Here is an 18,557-nt window from a genome sequence, read left to right on the forward strand (position 1 = left end):
CCCGCCGGGTGCGGCAGTTCCAGGAGCGGAGGTACACACTGTGGCGTTGGCCGTGCCCGTCGCGCCGGTGCGCGGATCGGCGGTCGTGTGGACACTGGTGACCGCCGCCATCCTCGTACAGATCGCGTACCCGCTGATGCCCGACGCGTGGCGCACCGAGGTGACGGTGACCAGCGTGGTGGTGTTCTTCCTCGCGGCCGTCGCCGACGCGGCGCGGGTGCACGGACCCGCCGGGGCGGCCGTCCTGGTCGCCGTGGCGGGCGGTGGCGGCCTGGCCGCCGAGGCGGTCGGGGTGGCCACCGGGTTGCCGTTCGGGCACTACGCCTACACCGGCACGCTGGGCCCGGAACTGTTCGGCGTCCCAGTCGTGGTGCCGCTGGCCTGGGTGATGATGGCCTGGCCGGCGCTGGTGGTCGCCAGGACGCTGGCCGTCGGCACGGTCGCCGTCGTAGCGGTCGGCGCGGTGGCGCTGACCACCTGGGATGTGTTCCTGGACCCGCAGATGGTGGACGCCGGTCATTGGACCTGGTTCGACTCCGCGCCGGGGCTGCCGTTGATCCCGGACATCCCGTGGACGAACTACCTGGGCTGGCTGATCGTGTCGCTGATGATCATGGCCGTGCTCAACCGGGCGCTGCGCAGGGAGGCGACGCCGTCGGCACCGGCCGCGGCGCTGTACCTGTGGGTGTACTTCTCCTCGGTGCTCGCGCATGCGGCGTTCTTCGGCCTGCCGGGTTCCGCGCTGATCGGCGCGCTGCTCATGGGTGCGGTGGCGGTGCCGTTCGCGGTCGCGCTCACCCGGCGTCACCGCGACGGCGGGAAGGTCGCGGCGTGACGCGTATCGACGGTCGTGCCGCACCGGGGCGGATGCGGCCGCGGCGGCTGGTCGTCCCCGATCCGCTGGCACCGCGTGAGGTCCCTGCCGGCGTCGAGGCGGTCGTGGTCGGCGGCGGTATCGCGGGCGTCTCGGCGGCGGTGGTGCTCGCCGAACGGGGTGTCTCGGTCACGGTGCTGGAGGCAGCCGATCACCTCGGCGGACGCCTGGGCGCCTGGCCCGAACGCCTGCCCGACGGCACCGAGCAGAACGTCGAGCACGGCTTCCATGCGTTCTTCCGGCACTACTACACGTGGCGGTCGGTGCTGCGGCGCATCGATCCTGACCTGTCGTTCCTCGCACCGGTGCCGAGTTATCCGGTCATCTCCGCGACCTGGCCGCCCGAGAACCTGGCCGGTCTGCCCGCCGCGCCGCCGCTGAACCTGCTCGCGCTGGCGCTGCGGTCCAAGAGCCTGTCCCGACGCGACCTGACGGGTGCGGATCCCGACGCCGGGCGCGCGCTGCTGGCCTACGACCGGGCCACCACGGTCGCCGAACTCGACACCACCGACGCCGCGGCATTCCTCGACACACTCGGCATGTCGGAGCGCAGCAGGAGCATGCTGTTCGAGGCGTTCGCCCGCAGCTTCTTCTGCAATCAGGGTGAGCTGTCGGCCGCGGAACTGGTCGCGATGTTCCACTACTACTTCCTCGGCAACCCGGAGGGCATCGGCTTCGACGTACCGCGCACCGACCACGCCACCGCGATCTGGAATCCGTTGCGCGCGTATCTCACTGGGCTCGGCGCCGTCGTGCGGACCGGCACCCCGGTCACCGGCATCGAGCCCGACGGACACGGCTGGCGCATCGGCACCGGCGACGGGGAGTTCACCGCCCACCACGTGGTGCTCGCCGTCGATCCGGGCGCGCTGCGCGGGCTGATCGCCGACTCGCCGGCGCTGCGCACGGCGGCGCCGCTGCTGACCCGGCGTTGCGAATCCCTCACCGTCGCACCGCCGTTCGCGGTGTCACGGCTGTGGCTGGACCGCGACGTCGCCCCCGAGCGCGCACCGTTCAGTGCGGTCACCGGCCAGCCCACGCTCGACTCGGTCGCGGTGTACTCCCGCCTGGAAGAACCCAGTGTGCGGTGGGCCGGGGCTACCGGCGGTTCGGTGGTCGAACTGCACTCCTACGCCTGTCGATTCGACGACGCCGAGACCGCGGCGAAGGCGCTGCGCGACGAGCTGGCCACGCTGTGGCCGGAGACCGCCGACGCGGCGATCCTGCACGCACACCACCGCCTCGAGGCGACGGCGCCGTCGTTCCCGCCGGGCTCGACCGGCACCCGCCCCACCGTGCGCAGCGATGCGCGGGGTCTGCGGGTGGCGGGCGATTTCGTCGAACTGCCGTACCTCGCCGGGTTGATGGAGCGGTCCTCGATGTCGGGGGTGTTGGCCGCCAACGACATCCTGGCCGAGCTCGGCGCCGCGGCCGAACCGATCATGGGGGTGCCCCAGCGGGGTCTGCTCGCCGGGGTGCCGCAGGTGGGCCGGAAACGCCGCTGAGCGCAGCCCTCAGTCGTTGATCCGCGCCCAGGGCCGGGCGGCTTCGATTTCGTAGGCCAGTTCGAGCAGCCGGGCCTCCTGCCCCACCGTCGAGGCGAACATCACCCCGATCGGGAGGCCGCGTTCCGATGTGCCGAGCGGCAACGAGATCGCCGGATCGCCGGTGGCGTTCTGCAACGGCGTGAACGCCACCCAGTCGATCAGCCGGTCGATGATCTGCTCGTAGTCGGCGGAGGGATCGAGGTGTCCGATCCGCGGCGGCGCCTCGGCCAGCGTCGGGGTGAGCACCACGTCGTAGTCGTGGCTCAGCGCGGCGGTGACGCGACGGATGCGGGCCAGGCGTGCGGTGGCCAGCGGGAGCCGGTGCAGGTTGCGCGCGGCGTGTGCCTCCAGGCCGAGGGTGAGGTTGTCGAGCCGCGTGCGGTCGAAGCTCGGCCCGAAGCTGCGGCGACCGCCGCGGACCAGTGCGTAGGCCAGCATCGACCAGTACAGCAGGAAGTCACTTAGGAAGTGGTCGGGGATCGGATTGTCGATCGGGGTGACGCGGTGGCCCAACTCCTCCAGCAACGCAGCGGTTTTCGTCGTCACCTCGCACACCTCGGGGGCGGCTTCGCGGGCAATCGAGTGAGTGCACACCGCGATTCGCAGGCGCGGGCCGCCCGGCCCGGTGACGTCGCCGACCGGCGGCAGCTTGGGGTTGCGGTACACCCGCTCCATCTCGCGGTAGAACGCCGCGGTGTCGCGCACCGAGCGGGTGACGACGCCGTTGGCGACGATGCGCACCGGCATCTGCCGCATGACGCGGTCCAGCGGCAGCCGGCCACGCGAGGGTTTCAGACCGACCAAACCGTTGCAGGAGGCCGGGATTCGGATCGATCCACCGCCGTCGTTGGCGTGGGCGATCGGCACCACGCCCGCGGCGACGAACGCAGCCGACCCCGACGACGAGGCGCCCGCGGTGTGCTCGGTGTGCCACGGGTTGCGCACCGCCCCGAGGCGGGGGTGTTCGGCCGAGGCGGAGAACCCGAACTCCGAGAGCTGCGTCTTGCCCAGCGGCGCGAGCCCCGTCGCGAGGTACGCGCGGGCGAAGTCCCCGTCGCCGGACGCGGGCCGCGGATCCCATGCGTCGGTGCCCTCCATCGTCGGCATGCCGGCGACTGCGACGTTGTCCTTGAGGAACGTCGGGACACCGTCGAAGTAGCCGCCGTAGGGCCGCGGCGCGTTCGCCCGCGCGCGGGCCCGGTCGAAGGACTCGTACGCCAGCCCGTTCAGCGACGGGTCGACCTTCTCGGTGCGGGCGATCGCGGCCTCGACGAGTTCGGCGCGCGACACCTCACCCCGGTCGAGGGCCTCCACCAGACCGACGGCGTCGCGGTCGCCGAGGGCGTCGTCGGTGAAGGCGCTGATGCGAGTCATGGGCCAGACGGTACCAACCCGTACCGCGCGCCCGGGTGCAGATAGCGAAGTGCCCCGGAACTCGGGGTTCCGGGGCACTTCGTCACGCTCTGCGGGTCAGGCCTGGCCGACCTCGAACCGCACGAACCGGGTGACGGTGACGCCGGCCTCGTCGAGCAGCGCCTTGACCGTCTTCTTGCTGTCGGACACCGACGGCTGGTCGAGCAGCACGACGTCCTTGTAGAAGCCGGTCACACGGCCTTCGACGATCTTCGGCAGCGCCTGCTCGGGCTTGCCCTCGTTGCGGGCCGTCTCCTCGGCGATGCGCCGCTCGTTGGCGACGATGTCCTCGGGCACGTCCTCGCGGGTGAGGTACTTGGCCTTGAGCGCGGCGATCTGCAGGGCCACCGCGTGGGCGGCCTCCTTCGAATCACCCGTGTACTCGACCAGCACACCCACGGCCGGCGGCAGATCCGCGGCGCGCTTGTGCAGGTAGGTCTCGACCTGACCGTCGAAGTAGGCGACACGGCGCAGTTCGAGCTTCTCGCCGATCTTCGCGGAGAGATCCGCGATGACCTGCTCGACGGTAGTGTCGCCCGCTTTGGCAGCCTTGAGCGCGTCGACGTCGGAGGCCTTCGCCTCGGCGGCCGCGGCCACGATCTGCTCGGCCACCGACTGGAACTCCGCGTTCTTGGCGACGAAGTCGGTCTCGGAGTTCAGCTCGATCAGCGCGCCGTTCTTGGCGGCGACCAGGCCCTCGGCGGTCGCGCGCTCAGCGCGCTTGCCGACGTCCTTGGCACCCTTGATGCGCAGCAGTTCGACTGCCTTGTCGAAGTCGCCTTCGGCGTCGACCAGCGCGTTCTTGCTGTCGAGCATCCCGGCGCCGGTGAGCTCCCGAAGCCGCTTGACGTCGGCAGCGGTGTAGTTCGCCATGTATGTCTTCCCTAGGGGTTCTGAGGGGCGGTGGGTTCGGTCTGGATGTCGGCCTCGGGCGTACCGGGCGCGGCACCGGCCGCGGTCGGTGACGCCGTGGCGCCGGCGAGCAGTTCCTGCTCCCATTCGGCGAGCGGCTCGGCGGCGGGCCCATCCTGGCTGGCCTCGGCCTTGTTGCCGTTACCACCACCGGCGCGGGCCTGCAGACCCTCGGCGACCGCGGAGGCCACCACCTTGGTCAGCAGCGCAGCGGAACGGATCGCGTCGTCGTTGCCCGGGATCGGGTAGTCGACGACATCGGGATCGCAGTTGGTGTCGAGGATCGCGATGATCGGGATGTTCAGCTTGCGCGCTTCGGCGACCGCGAGGTGCTCCTTGTTGGTGTCGACGACCCAGATGGCCGAGGGCACCTTCTGCATGTCCCTGATACCGCCAAGGCTGCGCTCCAGCTTGTTCTTCTCGCGGGTCAGCATCAGGATTTCCTTCTTGGTGCGACCCTCGAAGCCACCGGTCTGCTCCATCGCCTCGAGTTCCTTGAGGCGCTGCAGACGCTTGTGGACGGTCGAGAAGTTGGTGAGCATGCCACCGAGCCAGCGCTGGTTCACGAACGGCATGCCGACCCGCGTGGCCTCTTCGGCGATCGACTCCTGCGCCTGCTTCTTGGTGCCGACGAACATGATGGAACCGCCGTGCGCGACGGTCTCCTTCACGAATTCGTAGGCCTTGTCGATGTAGGTCAGCGTCTGCTGCAGATCGATGATGTAGATGCCGTTGCGGTCGGTGAAGATGAACCGCTTCATCTTGGGATTCCAGCGACGGGTCTGGTGCCCGAAGTGGGTGCCGCTGTCGAGCAGCTGCTTCATGGTTACAACAGCCATGGTGATGTGGCCAGCCTTTGTGTTTGTCGGTTGTCGCCCGGCGTCGGGTGATGCCAGGCCCTGGTGGCTGCGGGAGTGCCGGACCCGTCTGGGACGGGACCGCCGGCATCCGGTACGACTCTCGAGTCGAGGTGCAGACACGCGAAGTCAGCTCGCTGAAGCGAACTGCAGGTAGCAGTTTACACCGTCGGAACAGGTGCTTTGTCCACAGCGGCCGCTCGCTCCCCAGGGCGGCCCGCTCCCCCTGGCGGATGTCATGGCAACCCTCTGAACTGGGACGATGCGGATCCTGGCCGTCCTCGCCTGCCTGACCCTCCTGGCGCAGGCCCCCGCGCACGCCGACGACGGCCGGTTCGACTGGCCGCTGCGCCCCCCACCTGCGGTGGTGCGCACGTTCGACGCCCCCACCCCGGATTGGCAGCGCGGCCACCGCGGGGTCGACCTGGCCGCCGCACCCGGGCAGCCGGTGTACGCGGCTCGGGACGGTGTCGTGGTGTTCGCCGGTGAAGTGGCCGGGCGGGCGCTGGTGTCGGTCGCCCATCCCGGCGGCCTGCGCACCAGTTACGAGCCGGTGCGGCCGTCGGTGCGGCGCGGCCAGCCGGTGGCAGCGGGCGCGACGCTCGGGACGGTCGAGGCGGGCCACCCCGGGTGCGCGGCGCCGGCCTGCCTGCACTGGGGCGCGATGTGGGGGCCGGCGGCGCGCGCGGACTACGTCGACCCGCTCGGCCTACTGGCGTCCACACCCGTGCGGCTGCTGCCCCTGCGCTGATCGCCTGCATTACAGCACGTTTCGCATCATGCCCGCTGATTCCGTTGCCGCAGTGGCAATTTGGACATATGGGGCTAGGTGTTGCATATGCACGGTAAGTTTGCCCGTCGTGCGCACATTGGGGGGTAGAGCCCACATCCGGTCGATGCTCGTGGCCGCCGCTGTTCTCATGGCCGTACCGGCGGGTGTCGCCGGCGCCGAACCGGTCGAGGGAGCCACCCGGCTGGACGTCGGGGCGTATCCCACGACGCCTGCCGTTCCGCTCGGCATCGCCGGCTCACCGCAGGCGGGCGCCGCGGCCGAAGCCCGGCGGATGGCGGACTTCGTCGTCGGTCCGTGGGAGGTGGATCCGCGGCTGATCGGGTTGTTCGACACCAGCGCCGTGGTCATCGACGGCCCCGAGACCGCGCAGTCGGTGTTCCCCGAGGAGTTGGGCGTTGTGGCGTCGCGCCATCAGGTGATCGACGGCTTCAGCACGGCCCGGTGGGCCGACGACCTCGAGTTGCAGCACACGGTGCTGCGGTTCGCCGATCCGGGCGTGGCCGCCGCGGCGGCACGGGAGTTCGCCGATGCGCTGGCACACCGCACGGTGCCCGGCGGTCCGGTGGTCCCCGCGTCGATCCCGGGCCATCCGCAGACCGCGGCGTTCAGCAACCCCGTGATCGAGGAGGACGACGGACGGGTGGTGACCTATGTCCGGTCCATCACCGCCCACGGCCCCTACGTCCTGTCCGAGCGCGCCATGGCCGCCGACGGGGTGGACACGGCAGCACGGCTGATCGCGGGCGCACTGGACCGGCAACGGCCACTGATCGACCGGTTCGCGCCCACGCCGCCGTTCCAGCTCGCGGGCCTGCCGGTCGACCCGTCGGGTCTGGCGGCCCGCACGGTCCCGCTGCCCGCCGACGAGGTCACCGCGACGCTGCCCGGGAGCTACGGTCCGCACGCGACCCTGCACTTTCAGGACTCCCCCGCCGAATCAGCGGGCCTGTTCACCGAAGCCGGGCTGACCGCTTCCGCATTCGCCCATGCCGACGTGTACGAGACCCGTGACCCACAGGCGGCCGAGGACCTGGTGACCGGCCTCGCGGCCGAGTATCTGGCCACCGGCACCGACGCCGGGCCGATCGAGGGTCTGCCCGTCAGCCGCTGCGTGGACAGCGTCGTCCCGTCGTCCGGCGAGCCGATGGGCTACTGCGTCGCGGCATTCGACCGCTACGTGGCCGAAGCCGCGGCCGATACGGTCCAGGACGCGCGTCAACGCGCCACCGCGCAGTACGTGATGCTCACCCACTGAGCTTGCGCCGCGGCACAATCGGGGGCATGCGTCCGTTCCGCTTCGGCCTGACCACCGCGCGGCCACGCGCGGGTGACGAGGCCCGCGACTTCGCCCGAGAGGTGGAAGCCGCGGGGTTCGACGTGCTGACATTCGCCGACCACCTGATGCCCGCCATCGCACCGTTGGTTGGGGCGACCGCCGCCGCGACGGCCACCGACCGGCTGCACGTCGGAACCTTGGTGCTCAACAACGACTTTCGTCACCCCGTGGAGACCGCCCGGGAGTCGGCCGGGGTGGCGACGGTGTCCGGTGGGCGCTTCGAGCTGGGACTCGGTGCGGGACACATGAAGTCGGAGTACGACAGCGCGGGCATCGCCTTCGACCGCGGCGGTGTCCGGGTTCGGCGGCTCGAGGAGTCGACGATGATCGTGCGGGCGCTGCTCGACGGTGCCGCGGTCGACGTCGACGGGGACTTCTACCGGGTGCACGCCGGGCCGGGCGCGCTGCTCGCCCCGCCGCCGCACCGGGTTCCGCTGCTGATCGGCGGCAACGGTGACCGGGTGCTGCGGCTGGCCGGGCGGGTCGCCGACATCGCGGGGTTCGCGGGCATCACTCACAACCACGACACTCACAACCACGACGCCACGCGGGTCGCGCTGACCCACTTCGGGCCCGACGGCCTGCACGACCGGATCGCCGTGGTCCGCGACGCGGCGGGCGACCGGTTCGACCGCATCGAACTCAACGCGCTGATCCAGGCGGTGGTGGTGACCGGGGACCGGCACGCCGCCGCGACAGATCTCGCCGAGGCGATCGGCGGTGTGCGTCCGGAGGAGCTGCTGGACTCCCCCTTCGTCCTCCTGGGCACGCACGAGCAGATGGCCGAGGCGCTGGTCGAACGGCGCCGCCGGTTCGGGGTGAGCTACTGGACGGTGTTCGACGAGTGGGCGGACCGGCCGTCGGCGATGCCGGATCTCGCGGAGGTCATCCGCCTGCTCCGCTGAGCGGCTCGAAGGCCACCGCCCGCACCGGCGCACCGTCGGCGTCGATCGGGAGCGGGAAGAACCCGATCCGCACCCTCGCGGGCAGCCCGTCGAGGTGGCACAGGTTCTCGACGATCAACGCGTCGGCGCCGAGCACCACCTGGTGCACCGGGAAGTCGGTGCCTCCGCCGGTGGGATCGGGGCTCAGGGTGTCGACGGCGAGCACGCGCATCCCGCGACGGACCAGATCCGTTGCGGCGTCGACGGACAGCGCCGGGTGGTCCAGCGCGGCGGCGCTGCCGAAGTGCGTCGCCCACCCGGTGTCGAGCACCACGATCGGGGGCACCCGGTCGGGTAGCCCGCCGCACAGGGCCGCTTCGATCTCGGTCAGGCCGTAGACCGTCCGGGGCTTCAGCGCATCGAGGTGGACCACCAGCGCCTCATCGACCAACTCGTCCAACGTGATTCGTGCTGTCGTCCGTGCGCCGGCGATGCAGTGCGACGGCGCGTCGAGATGGGTGCCCGTGTGCGAGCCCAGGTGCAGTGCCGCGACGTCGACGCCGTCACGCGCCAGCAGCAGCGCCGGTTCCACAGCGACAGTGGGATCGCCGGGGTAGACCTGCATCCCGGTCGCGATCGGGTGGCTGAGGTCACGCACCCCGGACCTCCGCGAGGTGCACGCTGTCCTCGCGTGCCGCGCGCCGCGGCCACATCGCCGCCAGGTACAGCACGAACGTCAGCGCGAACGCCGGGATGGTGGCGCCGATCGGACTGGGCCACACGTAGGTCATCAGATAGGACGCGACGGCGCCGATCGCCCACGCGGCCACCGCGATCCAGTTCACGCCGCCGGTGTACCAGTAGCGCCCGCCGCGGGCGCGCAGCAGATCCGCGCCGTACGCGGACCGCTTCACCAGGTAGTAGTCGACGATCATGATCGCGAAGACCGGGACGAAGAACGCCCCGATGACCGTGAGGAAGTCGGTGAACTGCCCGAGCAGACCGAGCCATGTCGACCCGAGGATCGAGACGAGCCCGAGCACCAGCGCCGTGGGCAGGAAGCGCAGTCGCGCGCCGACGGGCGCGTTGACCACCGACGTGGTCATGCCGTAGACGACCATCGTGTTGGTGGCCATGACCGACAGGAAGATGACGATCGCCAGCGGGGCGCCGAACGGACCGACGATCGCGGCCGGGTCGAACGCGACGGCCTCGCGGTTGTCCAGGATCACGTAGCCGATCGCCGTGACGCCCAACGTCATCGCCGTGACGGTCGACAGCGTGTAGCCGACACCGGACCCGACGATGCCCGCCCGGCTCGACCGCGCGAACCGGTTGAAATCGGCGGAGAGCACCGTCCACGAGATCGCGGTCGCGATGACGATGTCGAGCACGGTCACCGCGGTGAACCCGATCGACGCGTCCACCGGGATATTCTGCAGCGCAGCGGGACTGAACTTCGCGAACGCGACGACGAAGATCCACGCGATCACCACCAGCATCAGCACGGCGAGCCACGGCTCCACCCTGGCGATGCCCTCGTGGCCGAGGATCGCGATCAGCACGACGATGGTCTGACACAGCACCGAGAACAGGATCGGGCTGGAGAAACCGGTAAGGTCCTCGACGAGGTAGTCGACGGTCACCCCGGCGAGCATCGCCTGCACCCAGCTCCACCCCATCAGGATCACGACGTTGGCCGCGACGGGGAGCAGGCTGCCGCGGGTGCCGAACGCGCCCCGTGTCAGCGCCATCGTCGGCAGACCGGTGCGGGTGCCGATGTTGCCGACGAGCGTGAGGACCACTGCGCCGCAGAGGGTGCCGAGCACGATCATCGTCAGCGCGGTCGCGAAGTCGACGGCGGGCAGCAGCAGCGTGCCGGTCAGCAGGGTGGTCACCACGAGGTTGGCCGCCAGCCAGATCATCGCGATGCGGCCCAGGGACAAGGTGCCGCGGACGGGTCCGGCGTTGTCGGCCTGCTCTTCGAGGCGGCGGTCGAGGCGACGGTAGAGCGACATTCGATGAAAGTACGCCGAAATCGCCCGTCAGGCCCGCGGGTGGGCCTGATCGTGCACTGCGCGCAGCCGCGCAACGGTGACGTGCGTGTAGAGCTGGGTGGTCGCGAGCGTGGAGTGCCCGAGCAGTTCCTGCACGATCCGCAGGTCGGCGCCGCCCTCGAGCAGGTGGGTGGCGGCGCTGTGGCGCAGGCCGTGCGGGCCGATGTCGGGGGCGCCGTCGACCGCGCCGACCGTTTGGTGCACGACGGTGCGGGCCTGGCGGGGATCCAGCCGCCGCCCGCGGGCGCCGAGCAGCAGCGCGGGTCCGGATTCGGCGGTGGCCAACGCGGGCCGGCCGCCGCTCAGCCAGGCGTGCAGGGCCACCTCGGCGGGTTCGCCGAACGGGACGGTGCGCTGTTTGTCGCCCTTGCCGAGGACGCGCAGCAGGCGGCGGGAGGTGTCGACGTCGTCGACGTCGAGGCCGCACAGCTCGCTGACGCGGATGCCCGTGGCGTACAGCATCTCGACGATCAGCCGGTCCCGTAGGGCCAGCGGATCACCCTGTTGGGCACCGGAACTGGCGGCTGCGAGGGCGTCGTGGGCCTGGTCCTGACGCAGTACCGCGGGCAGGGTCCGGCGCGCCTTGGGCAGCTGCAACCGGACCGCGGGGTCGGTGTCCAGCAGCCCGCGCCGCAGCGCCCATGCGGTGAACGTCTTCACCGCCGACGTCCTGCGGGCCAGGGTGGTGCGCGCGGTTCCGGCGCCGGCCTGTGCGGAGAGCCAGGAGCGCAGCACCGGCAGCGTCAGCGCGCTCAGACCGGCGCCGGGGGCCCGTTCGTCGAGGAACGCGAATAGCGACCGCAGATCGCCGAGGTATGCCCGCCGGGTGTGGTCGGAGCGGCCACGCTCCAGCGCGAGGTACTGGTCGAACTCGTCGAGGACGGACTCCACGCCCTTACCGTGACAGAGCCTGCGCAGGTGTCCACCCGACGCGCCGCACCGTGTCCGGGGTGAGATCGGCCAGGGTCGGATAGCCGTCGACGGCCATGGTGAGGTCGGCCTCGGCGAGCAGGGCGCGCAGCACGTGGACGACGCCGTCGACGCCGCCGAGGGCGAGCCCGTAGGCGTAGGGACGGCCGATGCCGACGGCGGTCGCCCCGAGGGCCAGGGCCTTGACGATGTCCGAACCGCTGCGGATCCCCGAGTCGAACAGCACGGGCAGCCCGTCGGCGGCCTCCACCACTGCGGGAAGGCAGTCGATCGCGGGTAGCCCGCCGTTGGCCTGCCGTCCGCCGTGGTTGGAGCAGTAGATGCCGTCGACGCCTTCGTCTTTGGCGCGCCGGGCGTCGTCGGCGTGGCAGATGCCTTTGAGGATGAGCGGCAGTGTCGTCAGCGACCGCAGCCACGGCAGGTCTTCCCACGTCAACGGGTTGCCGAACAGCGACACCCATTTGAGGACCGCGGCCTGCGGGTTCTCCTCCGGCGGCTGGGCCAGACCGGCCCGGAACACCGGATCGCTGGTGTAGTTCGACAGGCACCGCCCGCGCAACTGGGGGAAGTTCGACGTCGAGAGGTCGCGGGGCCGCCAGCCGGGCACCCAGGTGTCGAGGGTGACGATGATGCCCTTGTAACCGGCGGCCTCGGCGCGGTGCACGAGGCTTGCGGCCAGCTCCCGGTCGGTCGGGGTGTAGAGCTGGAAGAAGCCCGGGGTGTCGCCGAATTCCGCGGCGACGTCTTCCAGCGGGTCCTCGGTGAGCGTGGACACGACCATCGGCACCCCGGTGCGGGCGGCGGCGCGTGCGGTCGCCAGATCGCCGTGGCCGTCCTGCGCGCAGATCCCGATGACCCCGATGGGCGCCATGAAAACCGGTGCGGGCAGCGACAATCCGAACATCTCCACCGACAGGTCGCGGTCGCGGGTGGCACGCATCATCCGCGGAACCAGACCCCAGTTGTCGAAGGCGGTGCGGTTGACCCGTTGCGTACGCTCGTCCCCCGCCCCGCCTGCGACGTAGGAGTACACCGACGGCGGCATCGCCGACTCCGCCTTGGCTTCCCATTCCGCGAACGTCATGGGGAGTTTGGGCATGATGCCTGAGAGCCCCTGCAGGTAGATCTCGAGTTGGTAGTCGCCGAACGCCATGCCCCTCAGCGTGCCAGCCCGCGCGGTGGCGCGGGCGCAGACGCGCGCGTCAGCCCGCGGCTTCGGCCTTGGCCAGTTCGGCCTTCCACTGGCGGAAGGTCTCCTCGGTGCGGCCGCGCCGCCAGTAACCCGAGATCGACGACGCCCACTTCGCTTCCACGCCGCGCTCCTTGCGGATGTAGGGCCGCAGGTTGTGCATGACCGCCTGGGCCTCGCCGTGGATGAACACCTGCACCTGACCGGGCAGCCACGCGGTCTCCTTCACCGCGGCGATGAGCGGGGCGTGGTCACCGGCGGCTTCCTCCGGCACCAGGTCCGCGCGGCCGCCGCGGTAGATCCAGTTCACCGACACCCCCTCCGGTGCGGGCAGCTCGATCTCATCCTCCGGACCGGCGACTTCCACGAACACCTTGCCGACCGCGTCGGCGGGCAACGCCTCGAGCACCGCCCCGATGGCGGGCAGCGCGGACTCGTCACCGGCGAGCAGGTGCCAGTCGGCGGCCGGGTCCGGGCTGTACGCCCCGCTCGGACCCATCAGGTAGGCCGGCTGCCCGGGCTGCGCCCCCGCGGCCCACGGTGCGGCGACACCGTGTTCGCCGTGCACGACGAAGTCGATGGTGACCTCGCCGCGCTCCGGGTCGGCCTTGCGAACGGTGTAGGTCCGCACCACCGGCTGCTTCTCGGGCGGCAGCTCCTTGAAGCTGTCCAGGGTCAGCGGCTGCTCGAGCGCGGCCACATCGATGCCGTCCGGCACGATCACCAGCTTGACGTAGGCGTCGGCGAAGTCGTTCGGGGTGAAGGTGTCGAAGCCGGTCGACCCGTTGTTGCCCAGCACCACGCGAACCATGTGCGGTGCGATCTGTTCCGTACGCACCACCTCGAACGTGTGCACCGGTCGTCCAGCCACAACTGCCCTCCAAACTCTCGACGGTTCCTTCGACCATACGAGCGGCCCGGTCCACGCAGGGACCTACCGTCTGCCCCCGACCTTCCACCGGCCCGCCTCATGGACCACCAAGCCTGCCACCTCCAGCATCGCCAACGGCCCGATGACCTGGTGGGCGGGTATTCCCGCGGCGAACGCCACCTCATCGGCGCTGCGCGCCCCGCGTTTGGGCAGGGCGTCGTAGACCCGCCGCTCGGTGTCGCTGAGCCCGTCCAGCGGTGACGACGGCCCCTGCTCTTCCGGCGCCAACTCCCCGATTCGGCCGACCATCTCGATCACCTCCTCGGCGCACGTGACCAGGGTCGCCCCCTGCCCGCGCCGCAACAGCCGATGGCACCCGACCGACGCGCCCGACGTCACCGGACCGGGCACGACGCAGACGGACTGGCCGAGCGCCTCCGCCCACGCCGCGGTGTTGGCCGCACCGCTGCGGGCGCCGGCCTCCACCACCACGGTGGCCCCCGACAGCGCCGCCACGAGCCGATTGCGGGTGAGGAACCGGTTGCGCGTCGGCCGCGACCCGGGCGGATACTCGCTGAGCACCAACCCCTCCTCGGCGATCCGGCGCAGCAGCCCCGCGTGCCCCGCCGGATACGGCACGTCGAGGCCACCGGCGACCACCGCCACCGTCACCCCGTCACTGGCCAGCGTCGCCCGGTGCGCGGCGCCGTCGATCCCGAACGCCCCGCCGGAGACCACGGCGACGTCATGCATCGCCAACCCCGCGGCGAGATCCGCCGCCACGTGTTCGCCGTACGCGGTGGCGGCCCTGGTGCCGACGATGGCCGCCGACCGGTGGGCCACCTCGTCGAGCCGGACATCGCCCACCGCCCACAACACCAGCGGCGCATGGCCCTGCGGCCGCTTGTTGTGCTCGATGCGGTCGAACGCCATGAAGTTCAGCAGCGGCCACTCGTCGTCGGACTCGGTGATCAACCGTCCACCCAGACGTGCCAGGACGCCGAGATCGGCTTGCGCACAGGCGTGTTCACGGCGCGCCTCGGTCCGCTGTTTGAGCCGATCGTTGTCCAAGTCGGCGCGGCGGACTTTGTCCGCCGCCTCCACCGGGCCGACGGTGGCCACCAGATCAGCCAGTTCCGGGCACGGGGGTTCGGCGACCCGCGACAGGTACGCCCACGCGCGTTCGACGTCGGTGCTCATCGTCCCCCCTCGGTGGGTCGGAAACTCAACGCCATGGCGACGTCGTCCTTGATCGGCGATGTCCGTCCGGCCAGATCGGCCAGCGTCCACGCCACCCGTAGCGACCGGTCGACGCCGCGGATGCTCACCAGTCCGCGCTGCACCGCGGTGTGCAGCGGCGCCATGGTCTCGGCCGGGAGGCGAAACCGTCTGCGCAGCAGGGGGCCACTGATCTCGGCGTTGGTCCGGATGCCGTAGGGCCGCCACCGCTCCTCGGCCGCCGCGCGCGCGGCCGCGACGCGTTCGCGCACCACGGCGGTGGGCTCGCCCGCCTCGGGCGCGAACGCACCGGCCCGTACCGGCTGCAACTCCACCCGCAGGTCCACCCTGTCGAGCAGCGGACCCGACAGCTTCCCGAGATACCGACGCTTGGCGCCGCCGGGACAGATGCAGTCCTTGGGATCGGGTGGGGCACACGGGCACGGGTTGGCGGCAAGCACCAGTTGGAAGCGGGCCGGGTAGCGGGCGACGCCGTTGCGCCGCGCCAACCGGATCTCCCCGTCCTCCAACGGGGTTCGCAACGCCTCCAGCGCGCTGACCCCCAGCTCGGCGCACTCGTCGAGGAAGAGCACGCCGCGGTGCGCACAGCTGACCGCCCCGGGGCGCGCGATCCCCGACCCTCCGCCGACGAGGGCGGCGACGCTGGACGTGTGGTGCGGTGCGACGAATGGTGGACGCGTGATCAGCGGGGTGGCCCCGGTCAGCAGCCCGGCCACCGAGTGGATCGCCGTCACCTCCAGGGACTCCTGCTCGGACAGCGGCGGCAACAGCCCCGGAAGTCGTTGCGCCAGCATCGTCTTGCCGACACCGGGCGGCCCGGTCAGCATGAGGTGGTGGGCGCCTGCAGCGGCGACTTCGACGGCGTAGCGCGCCGCCGTCTGGCCGACGACGTCGGCGAGGTCGGCGCACTCGGGGGCCGCGGCCGGCGGCGCGCTGACCCGCGGTTCGAGATCCTCCTTCCCCGACAGCCAGTCGTACAGCTGTCCGAGGGTGCGCACGCCGAAGACCTCGATGCCGTCGACCAGGCTGGCCTCAGCGAGGTTGTCGCATGGCACCACCACCGTCGGCCAGCCGTCCCGTTTGGCCGCGACCACCGCGGGAAGCACGCCCTTGACCGGGCGGACGCGACCGTCGAGCGCCAATTCACCCAGCAGGACGGTCTTCTCGAGCCGGTACCACTCCTTCTTGCCTTGTGCGGACAGCACCGCGGAGGCGAGCGCCAGGTCGTACACCGATCCGACCTTCGGCAGGGTGGCGGGCGACAGCGCGAGCGTGAGCCGCGTCATCGGCCAGTCTTTCTCGCAGTTGAGGATCGCGGCACGCACCCGGTCGCGGGACTCCTGCAGCGCCGTATCGGGCAGCCCGACCAGATGCACGCCGGGCAACCCCGAGGTGATGTGGGCCTCGATCTCGACGATCACCCCGTCGAGGCCGAGTACCGCGACCGAGAAGGCCTTGCCCAGCGCCATCACGCCACCCCCGTCAGGTGGGAGATCTCCGGGGTGGCCCGACGGCCGATCCGCACGCCGATGACGTCGATGCGCACCGCAGGCCAGTGCTCGTCGTGACCGGCCAGCCAGAGGCCGGCCAGTCGCCGCAGCCGGCGCAGCTTTTGTGGCGTCACCGCCTCGGCCACTCCGCCGAACTGGTCGGTGGTGCGGGTCTTGACCTCGACGAACACCAGCGCCCGCGTGGCGGGGTCGGTGGCGATAACATCGAGTTCGCCGTAGCGGCAGCGCCAATTGCGTTCGAGTACTTGCATTCCCAGAGATCGCAAATGCTCGACGGCGAGGTCCTCCCCCAGCGCGCCGATCTGCGCACGTGTCCATGAAGTCATGCCGCAAGGCTGCGCAAGCCCACCGACACCGCGGCCGTCACAACGGCCAGTTATCCCCAGCGGCGAATTCATCCACAGGCGGCCAGCGGCGACCCCGATATCGCCGGCGACATCACATCTGACGACGACATCCCTCCCGCTTCGTGGTGCAGATGTGACGGAAGGGACCCCCAGGCAGCACCGCAGAGTTTCACGCTCGTCAAAAAGGGGGACCCCTCACCAACCGTGCACCGACGCAGGAGGTTTCCATGTCCATGAGCGCCCGACCCGGCTACGGCGGGACCCACTCCACCATGCACGGTGCCGTGCACCGGGCCACCGACAGCAACGCCTTCGAATACGCCGCGCGGGCGGGGTTCGCCGCCAGCGGTGTCCTTCATCTGCTGGTCGGCTACATCATCCTGCAGATCGCCCTCGGCGGCGGCGGGAACGCAGACCAGTCCGGCGCGCTCGCGACACTCGCGAACCAGACCGGCGGCAAGGTCGTGCTGTGGATCGCCACCATCGGCCTGTTCGCGCTCGGACTGTGGCGGCTTGCCGAGGCCGTCATCGGCGCCAAACCCGGCGAACGCACAGCCGGTGAGGATTCCCCCGCCTGGAAGCGCGCCAAAGCGGTCGGCCTCGCCATCGCCAACTTCGCAATCGCGTTCTCCGCCATGCAGTTCGCCACCGGCGGCGGGCAGTCCAGCGGTCAGCAGAACTCCGGGATGTCGGCCCAACTCATGCAGCACGGGTGGGGCAAGCTGCTGCTCATCGTCGTCGGCCTCGGCGTCATCGCCGTCGGCGGCTACCACGTCTACAAGGGCGCGACCAAGAAGTTCCTCAAGGACCTGCGGGTGTCGGGCGGCACGGGCATCAACGCCGTCGGCATCGCCGGCTACGTCGCCAAGGGGCTGGTGCTCGCCGGTGCGGGCATCCTGGTGATCGTCGCGACGCTGCAGGCCGATCCCGCCAAGGCCTCAGGTCTCGATGCCGCGGTCAAGACCCTCGGTCAGGCGCCCTTCGGCAAGTTCCTGTTGATCATCGCCGCGATCGGCATCGCCGCGTTCGGCGCCTACAGCTTCGTGCGCAGCCGGTACGGCCGCCTGTAACGCCCCGAACCGAGTCACCGAACCGCCGCCGCAGCATCGCTGCGGCGGCGGTTCGGCGTTCATCAGGCGAGCGCGTCGAACAGCATGGCCAGCTGGCCCGGCTGCACCGTCACACCGCACTGGTTGCGCTGATCGATCAGCGGCCGGGCGATGTTGCGGAGGTCGAGGAACTCGTTCGGATGGGCGGTGAAGTACGCGCGCACCGACGCCTCGCCCTCACCGGCCGGCTGCGACGCCGCCCGGGTCAACACGTCGTTGGCGCCCGGGTGCGTGCTCAGGTAGCCCCCGGCGGCGCTGAGCACCCCGCCCGCGGTTGTGGCGAACCCGCCGGCATTGCACACCGCGGGCTGCGCAGCCGCGGACGGCAGTGCGATGGTTGCGGCGGCAACACCGCCGAGCGCGGCGGCGGCAAACGCACCGGCAATGCCTCGGCGCGCAGTCTTCGTGGACATCGTCATGTCGGATTTTCCTCGTCTCAGGTAGGGAGCGGTCGCATTCCCCGCGACCCCAAGACAACGTACGCGGCGCGCAACTGCCCCGGAACGGACGCGGGAACGCCCTGTTCACCCTCAGAAAAACGTTACAAGAAAGGCCGTGATCTCCGTCTCGAACCCGCGCCGATTCTTGAGCGGAGGATAAGAGCGCGCGCCGAGAGATAAGGACGGCGCAAGCAGCCCTCAAGAAATCGTGATCGCATCGTGACAGCTACTTAGCTCTGCTCGATACG

At 70.8% G+C, this 18,557-nt stretch carries 18 protein-coding genes; 6 read left to right on the top strand and 12 right to left on the bottom strand.

The genetic code is table 11. The features are described 5' to 3' along the window. Positions 1 to 52: 52 nt before the first annotated feature. Both AU194_RS23595 and AU194_RS23600 read left to right on the top strand, forming a co-directional pair. Positions 53 to 835 carry a carotenoid biosynthesis protein gene (locus tag AU194_RS23595; protein ID WP_369804207.1) on the top strand — a complete coding sequence of 261 codons (783 nt, stop codon included), beginning with the start codon at positions 53 to 55 and terminating at the stop codon, positions 833 to 835. Further along, positions 832 to 2,379 carry an FAD-dependent oxidoreductase gene (locus AU194_RS23600; protein ID WP_157576466.1) on the top strand — a complete coding sequence of 516 codons (1,548 nt, stop codon included), beginning with the start codon at positions 832 to 834 and terminating at the stop codon, positions 2,377 to 2,379. The genes AU194_RS23595 and AU194_RS23600 overlap by 4 nt, the downstream gene beginning before the upstream one ends. A gap of 9 nt (positions 2,380 to 2,388) precedes the next feature. Here AU194_RS23600 and AU194_RS23605 read toward each other — a convergent pair whose 3' ends face one another. The 3 genes from AU194_RS23605 to rpsB all read right to left on the bottom strand — a co-directional run bounded on the left by AU194_RS23605 (position 2,389) and on the right by rpsB (position 5,585). Then, complete coding sequence (locus AU194_RS23605; RefSeq protein WP_059091688.1) at positions 2,389 to 3,795, bottom strand: amidase; 1,407 nt, start codon at positions 3,793 to 3,795, stop codon at positions 2,389 to 2,391. A 96-nt stretch (positions 3,796 to 3,891) separates the two neighbouring features. Beyond that, complete coding sequence (gene tsf / locus AU194_RS23610) at positions 3,892 to 4,707, bottom strand: translation elongation factor Ts (protein ID WP_059091689.1); 816 nt, start codon at positions 4,705 to 4,707, stop codon at positions 3,892 to 3,894. An 11-nt stretch (positions 4,708 to 4,718) separates the two neighbouring features. After that, positions 4,719 to 5,585 carry a 30S ribosomal protein S2 gene (gene rpsB / locus AU194_RS23615; protein ID WP_059091690.1) on the bottom strand — a complete coding sequence of 289 codons (867 nt, stop codon included), beginning with the start codon at positions 5,583 to 5,585 and terminating at the stop codon, positions 4,719 to 4,721. Between the two features lie 280 nt (positions 5,586 to 5,865). Here rpsB and AU194_RS23620 point away from each other — a divergent pair, with 280 nt between their 5' ends. The 3 genes from AU194_RS23620 to AU194_RS23630 all read left to right on the top strand — a co-directional run bounded on the left by AU194_RS23620 (position 5,866) and on the right by AU194_RS23630 (position 8,637). Then, positions 5,866 to 6,354, top strand: coding sequence for a M23 family metallopeptidase (locus AU194_RS23620; protein WP_059091691.1), 489 nt, complete (start codon positions 5,866 to 5,868; stop codon positions 6,352 to 6,354). A 109-nt stretch (positions 6,355 to 6,463) separates the two neighbouring features. Then, a complete protein-coding gene (locus tag AU194_RS23625; protein WP_157576468.1) occupies positions 6,464 to 7,651 on the top strand; it encodes a hypothetical protein in 1,188 nt (395 codons plus the stop codon). A gap of 26 nt (positions 7,652 to 7,677) precedes the next feature. Further along, positions 7,678 to 8,637, top strand: coding sequence for a TIGR03621 family F420-dependent LLM class oxidoreductase (locus AU194_RS23630; protein WP_059091693.1), 960 nt, complete (start codon positions 7,678 to 7,680; stop codon positions 8,635 to 8,637). Here the strand turns inward: AU194_RS23630 and AU194_RS23635 are convergent. The 8 genes from AU194_RS23635 to AU194_RS23670 form a co-directional block, all read right to left on the bottom strand. Continuing rightward, positions 8,618 to 9,274 (bottom strand): cyclase family protein, encoded by a 657-nt coding sequence (locus AU194_RS23635; RefSeq protein ID WP_082698815.1) that lies wholly within the window; start codon positions 9,272 to 9,274, stop codon positions 8,618 to 8,620. The genes AU194_RS23630 and AU194_RS23635 overlap by 20 nt on opposite strands. Continuing rightward, the gene (locus AU194_RS23640) at positions 9,267 to 10,634 is read right to left on the bottom strand and encodes a cytosine permease (protein ID WP_059091694.1); all 1,368 of its coding nucleotides are present in this window, start codon (positions 10,632 to 10,634) and stop codon (positions 9,267 to 9,269) included. Before AU194_RS23640 ends, AU194_RS23635 begins: the two co-directional genes overlap by 8 nt. A gap of 27 nt (positions 10,635 to 10,661) precedes the next feature. Further along, positions 10,662 to 11,564: a tyrosine recombinase XerC gene (locus tag AU194_RS23645; protein ID WP_059091695.1), complete on the bottom strand. Its 903-nt coding sequence runs from the start codon at positions 11,562 to 11,564 to the stop codon at positions 10,662 to 10,664. A 4-nt stretch (positions 11,565 to 11,568) separates the two neighbouring features. Beyond that, a complete protein-coding gene (locus tag AU194_RS23650; RefSeq protein ID WP_059091696.1) occupies positions 11,569 to 12,756 on the bottom strand; it encodes an alpha-hydroxy-acid oxidizing protein in 1,188 nt (395 codons plus the stop codon). Positions 12,757 to 12,805: 49 nt separating this feature from the next. Continuing rightward, entirely contained in the window at positions 12,806 to 13,663 is an 858-nt protein-coding gene (locus AU194_RS23655) for a siderophore-interacting protein (RefSeq protein WP_059091697.1), read from the bottom strand. Between the two features lie 63 nt (positions 13,664 to 13,726). Beyond that, the gene (gene dprA / locus AU194_RS23660) at positions 13,727 to 14,863 is read right to left on the bottom strand and encodes a DNA-processing protein DprA (protein ID WP_059091698.1); all 1,137 of its coding nucleotides are present in this window, start codon (positions 14,861 to 14,863) and stop codon (positions 13,727 to 13,729) included. Beyond that, positions 14,860 to 16,371, bottom strand: a complete 1,512-nt coding sequence (locus tag AU194_RS23665; protein WP_059091699.1) for a YifB family Mg chelatase-like AAA ATPase — start codon at positions 16,369 to 16,371, stop codon at positions 14,860 to 14,862. Before AU194_RS23665 ends, dprA begins: the two co-directional genes overlap by 4 nt. Next, positions 16,371 to 16,739, bottom strand: coding sequence for a YraN family protein (locus AU194_RS23670; RefSeq protein ID WP_059091700.1), 369 nt, complete (start codon positions 16,737 to 16,739; stop codon positions 16,371 to 16,373). Before AU194_RS23670 ends, AU194_RS23665 begins: the two co-directional genes overlap by 1 nt. A 254-nt stretch (positions 16,740 to 16,993) precedes the next feature. On the opposite strand from AU194_RS23670, the gene AU194_RS23675 reads away from it, so the two are divergent. Continuing rightward, positions 16,994 to 17,830 (top strand): DUF1206 domain-containing protein, encoded by an 837-nt coding sequence (locus tag AU194_RS23675; protein WP_082698816.1) that lies wholly within the window; start codon positions 16,994 to 16,996, stop codon positions 17,828 to 17,830. A gap of 62 nt (positions 17,831 to 17,892) precedes the next feature. Here the strand turns inward: AU194_RS23675 and AU194_RS23680 are convergent, their stop codons facing one another. Next, positions 17,893 to 18,288: a heme-binding protein gene (locus AU194_RS23680; protein ID WP_059091702.1), complete on the bottom strand. Its 396-nt coding sequence runs from the start codon at positions 18,286 to 18,288 to the stop codon at positions 17,893 to 17,895. Positions 18,289 to 18,557: the final 269 nt, after the last annotated feature.

The organism is Mycobacterium sp. GA-2829, from assembly GCF_001499965.1.
Classification (GTDB): Bacteria; Actinomycetota; Actinomycetes; order Mycobacteriales; family Mycobacteriaceae; genus Mycobacterium.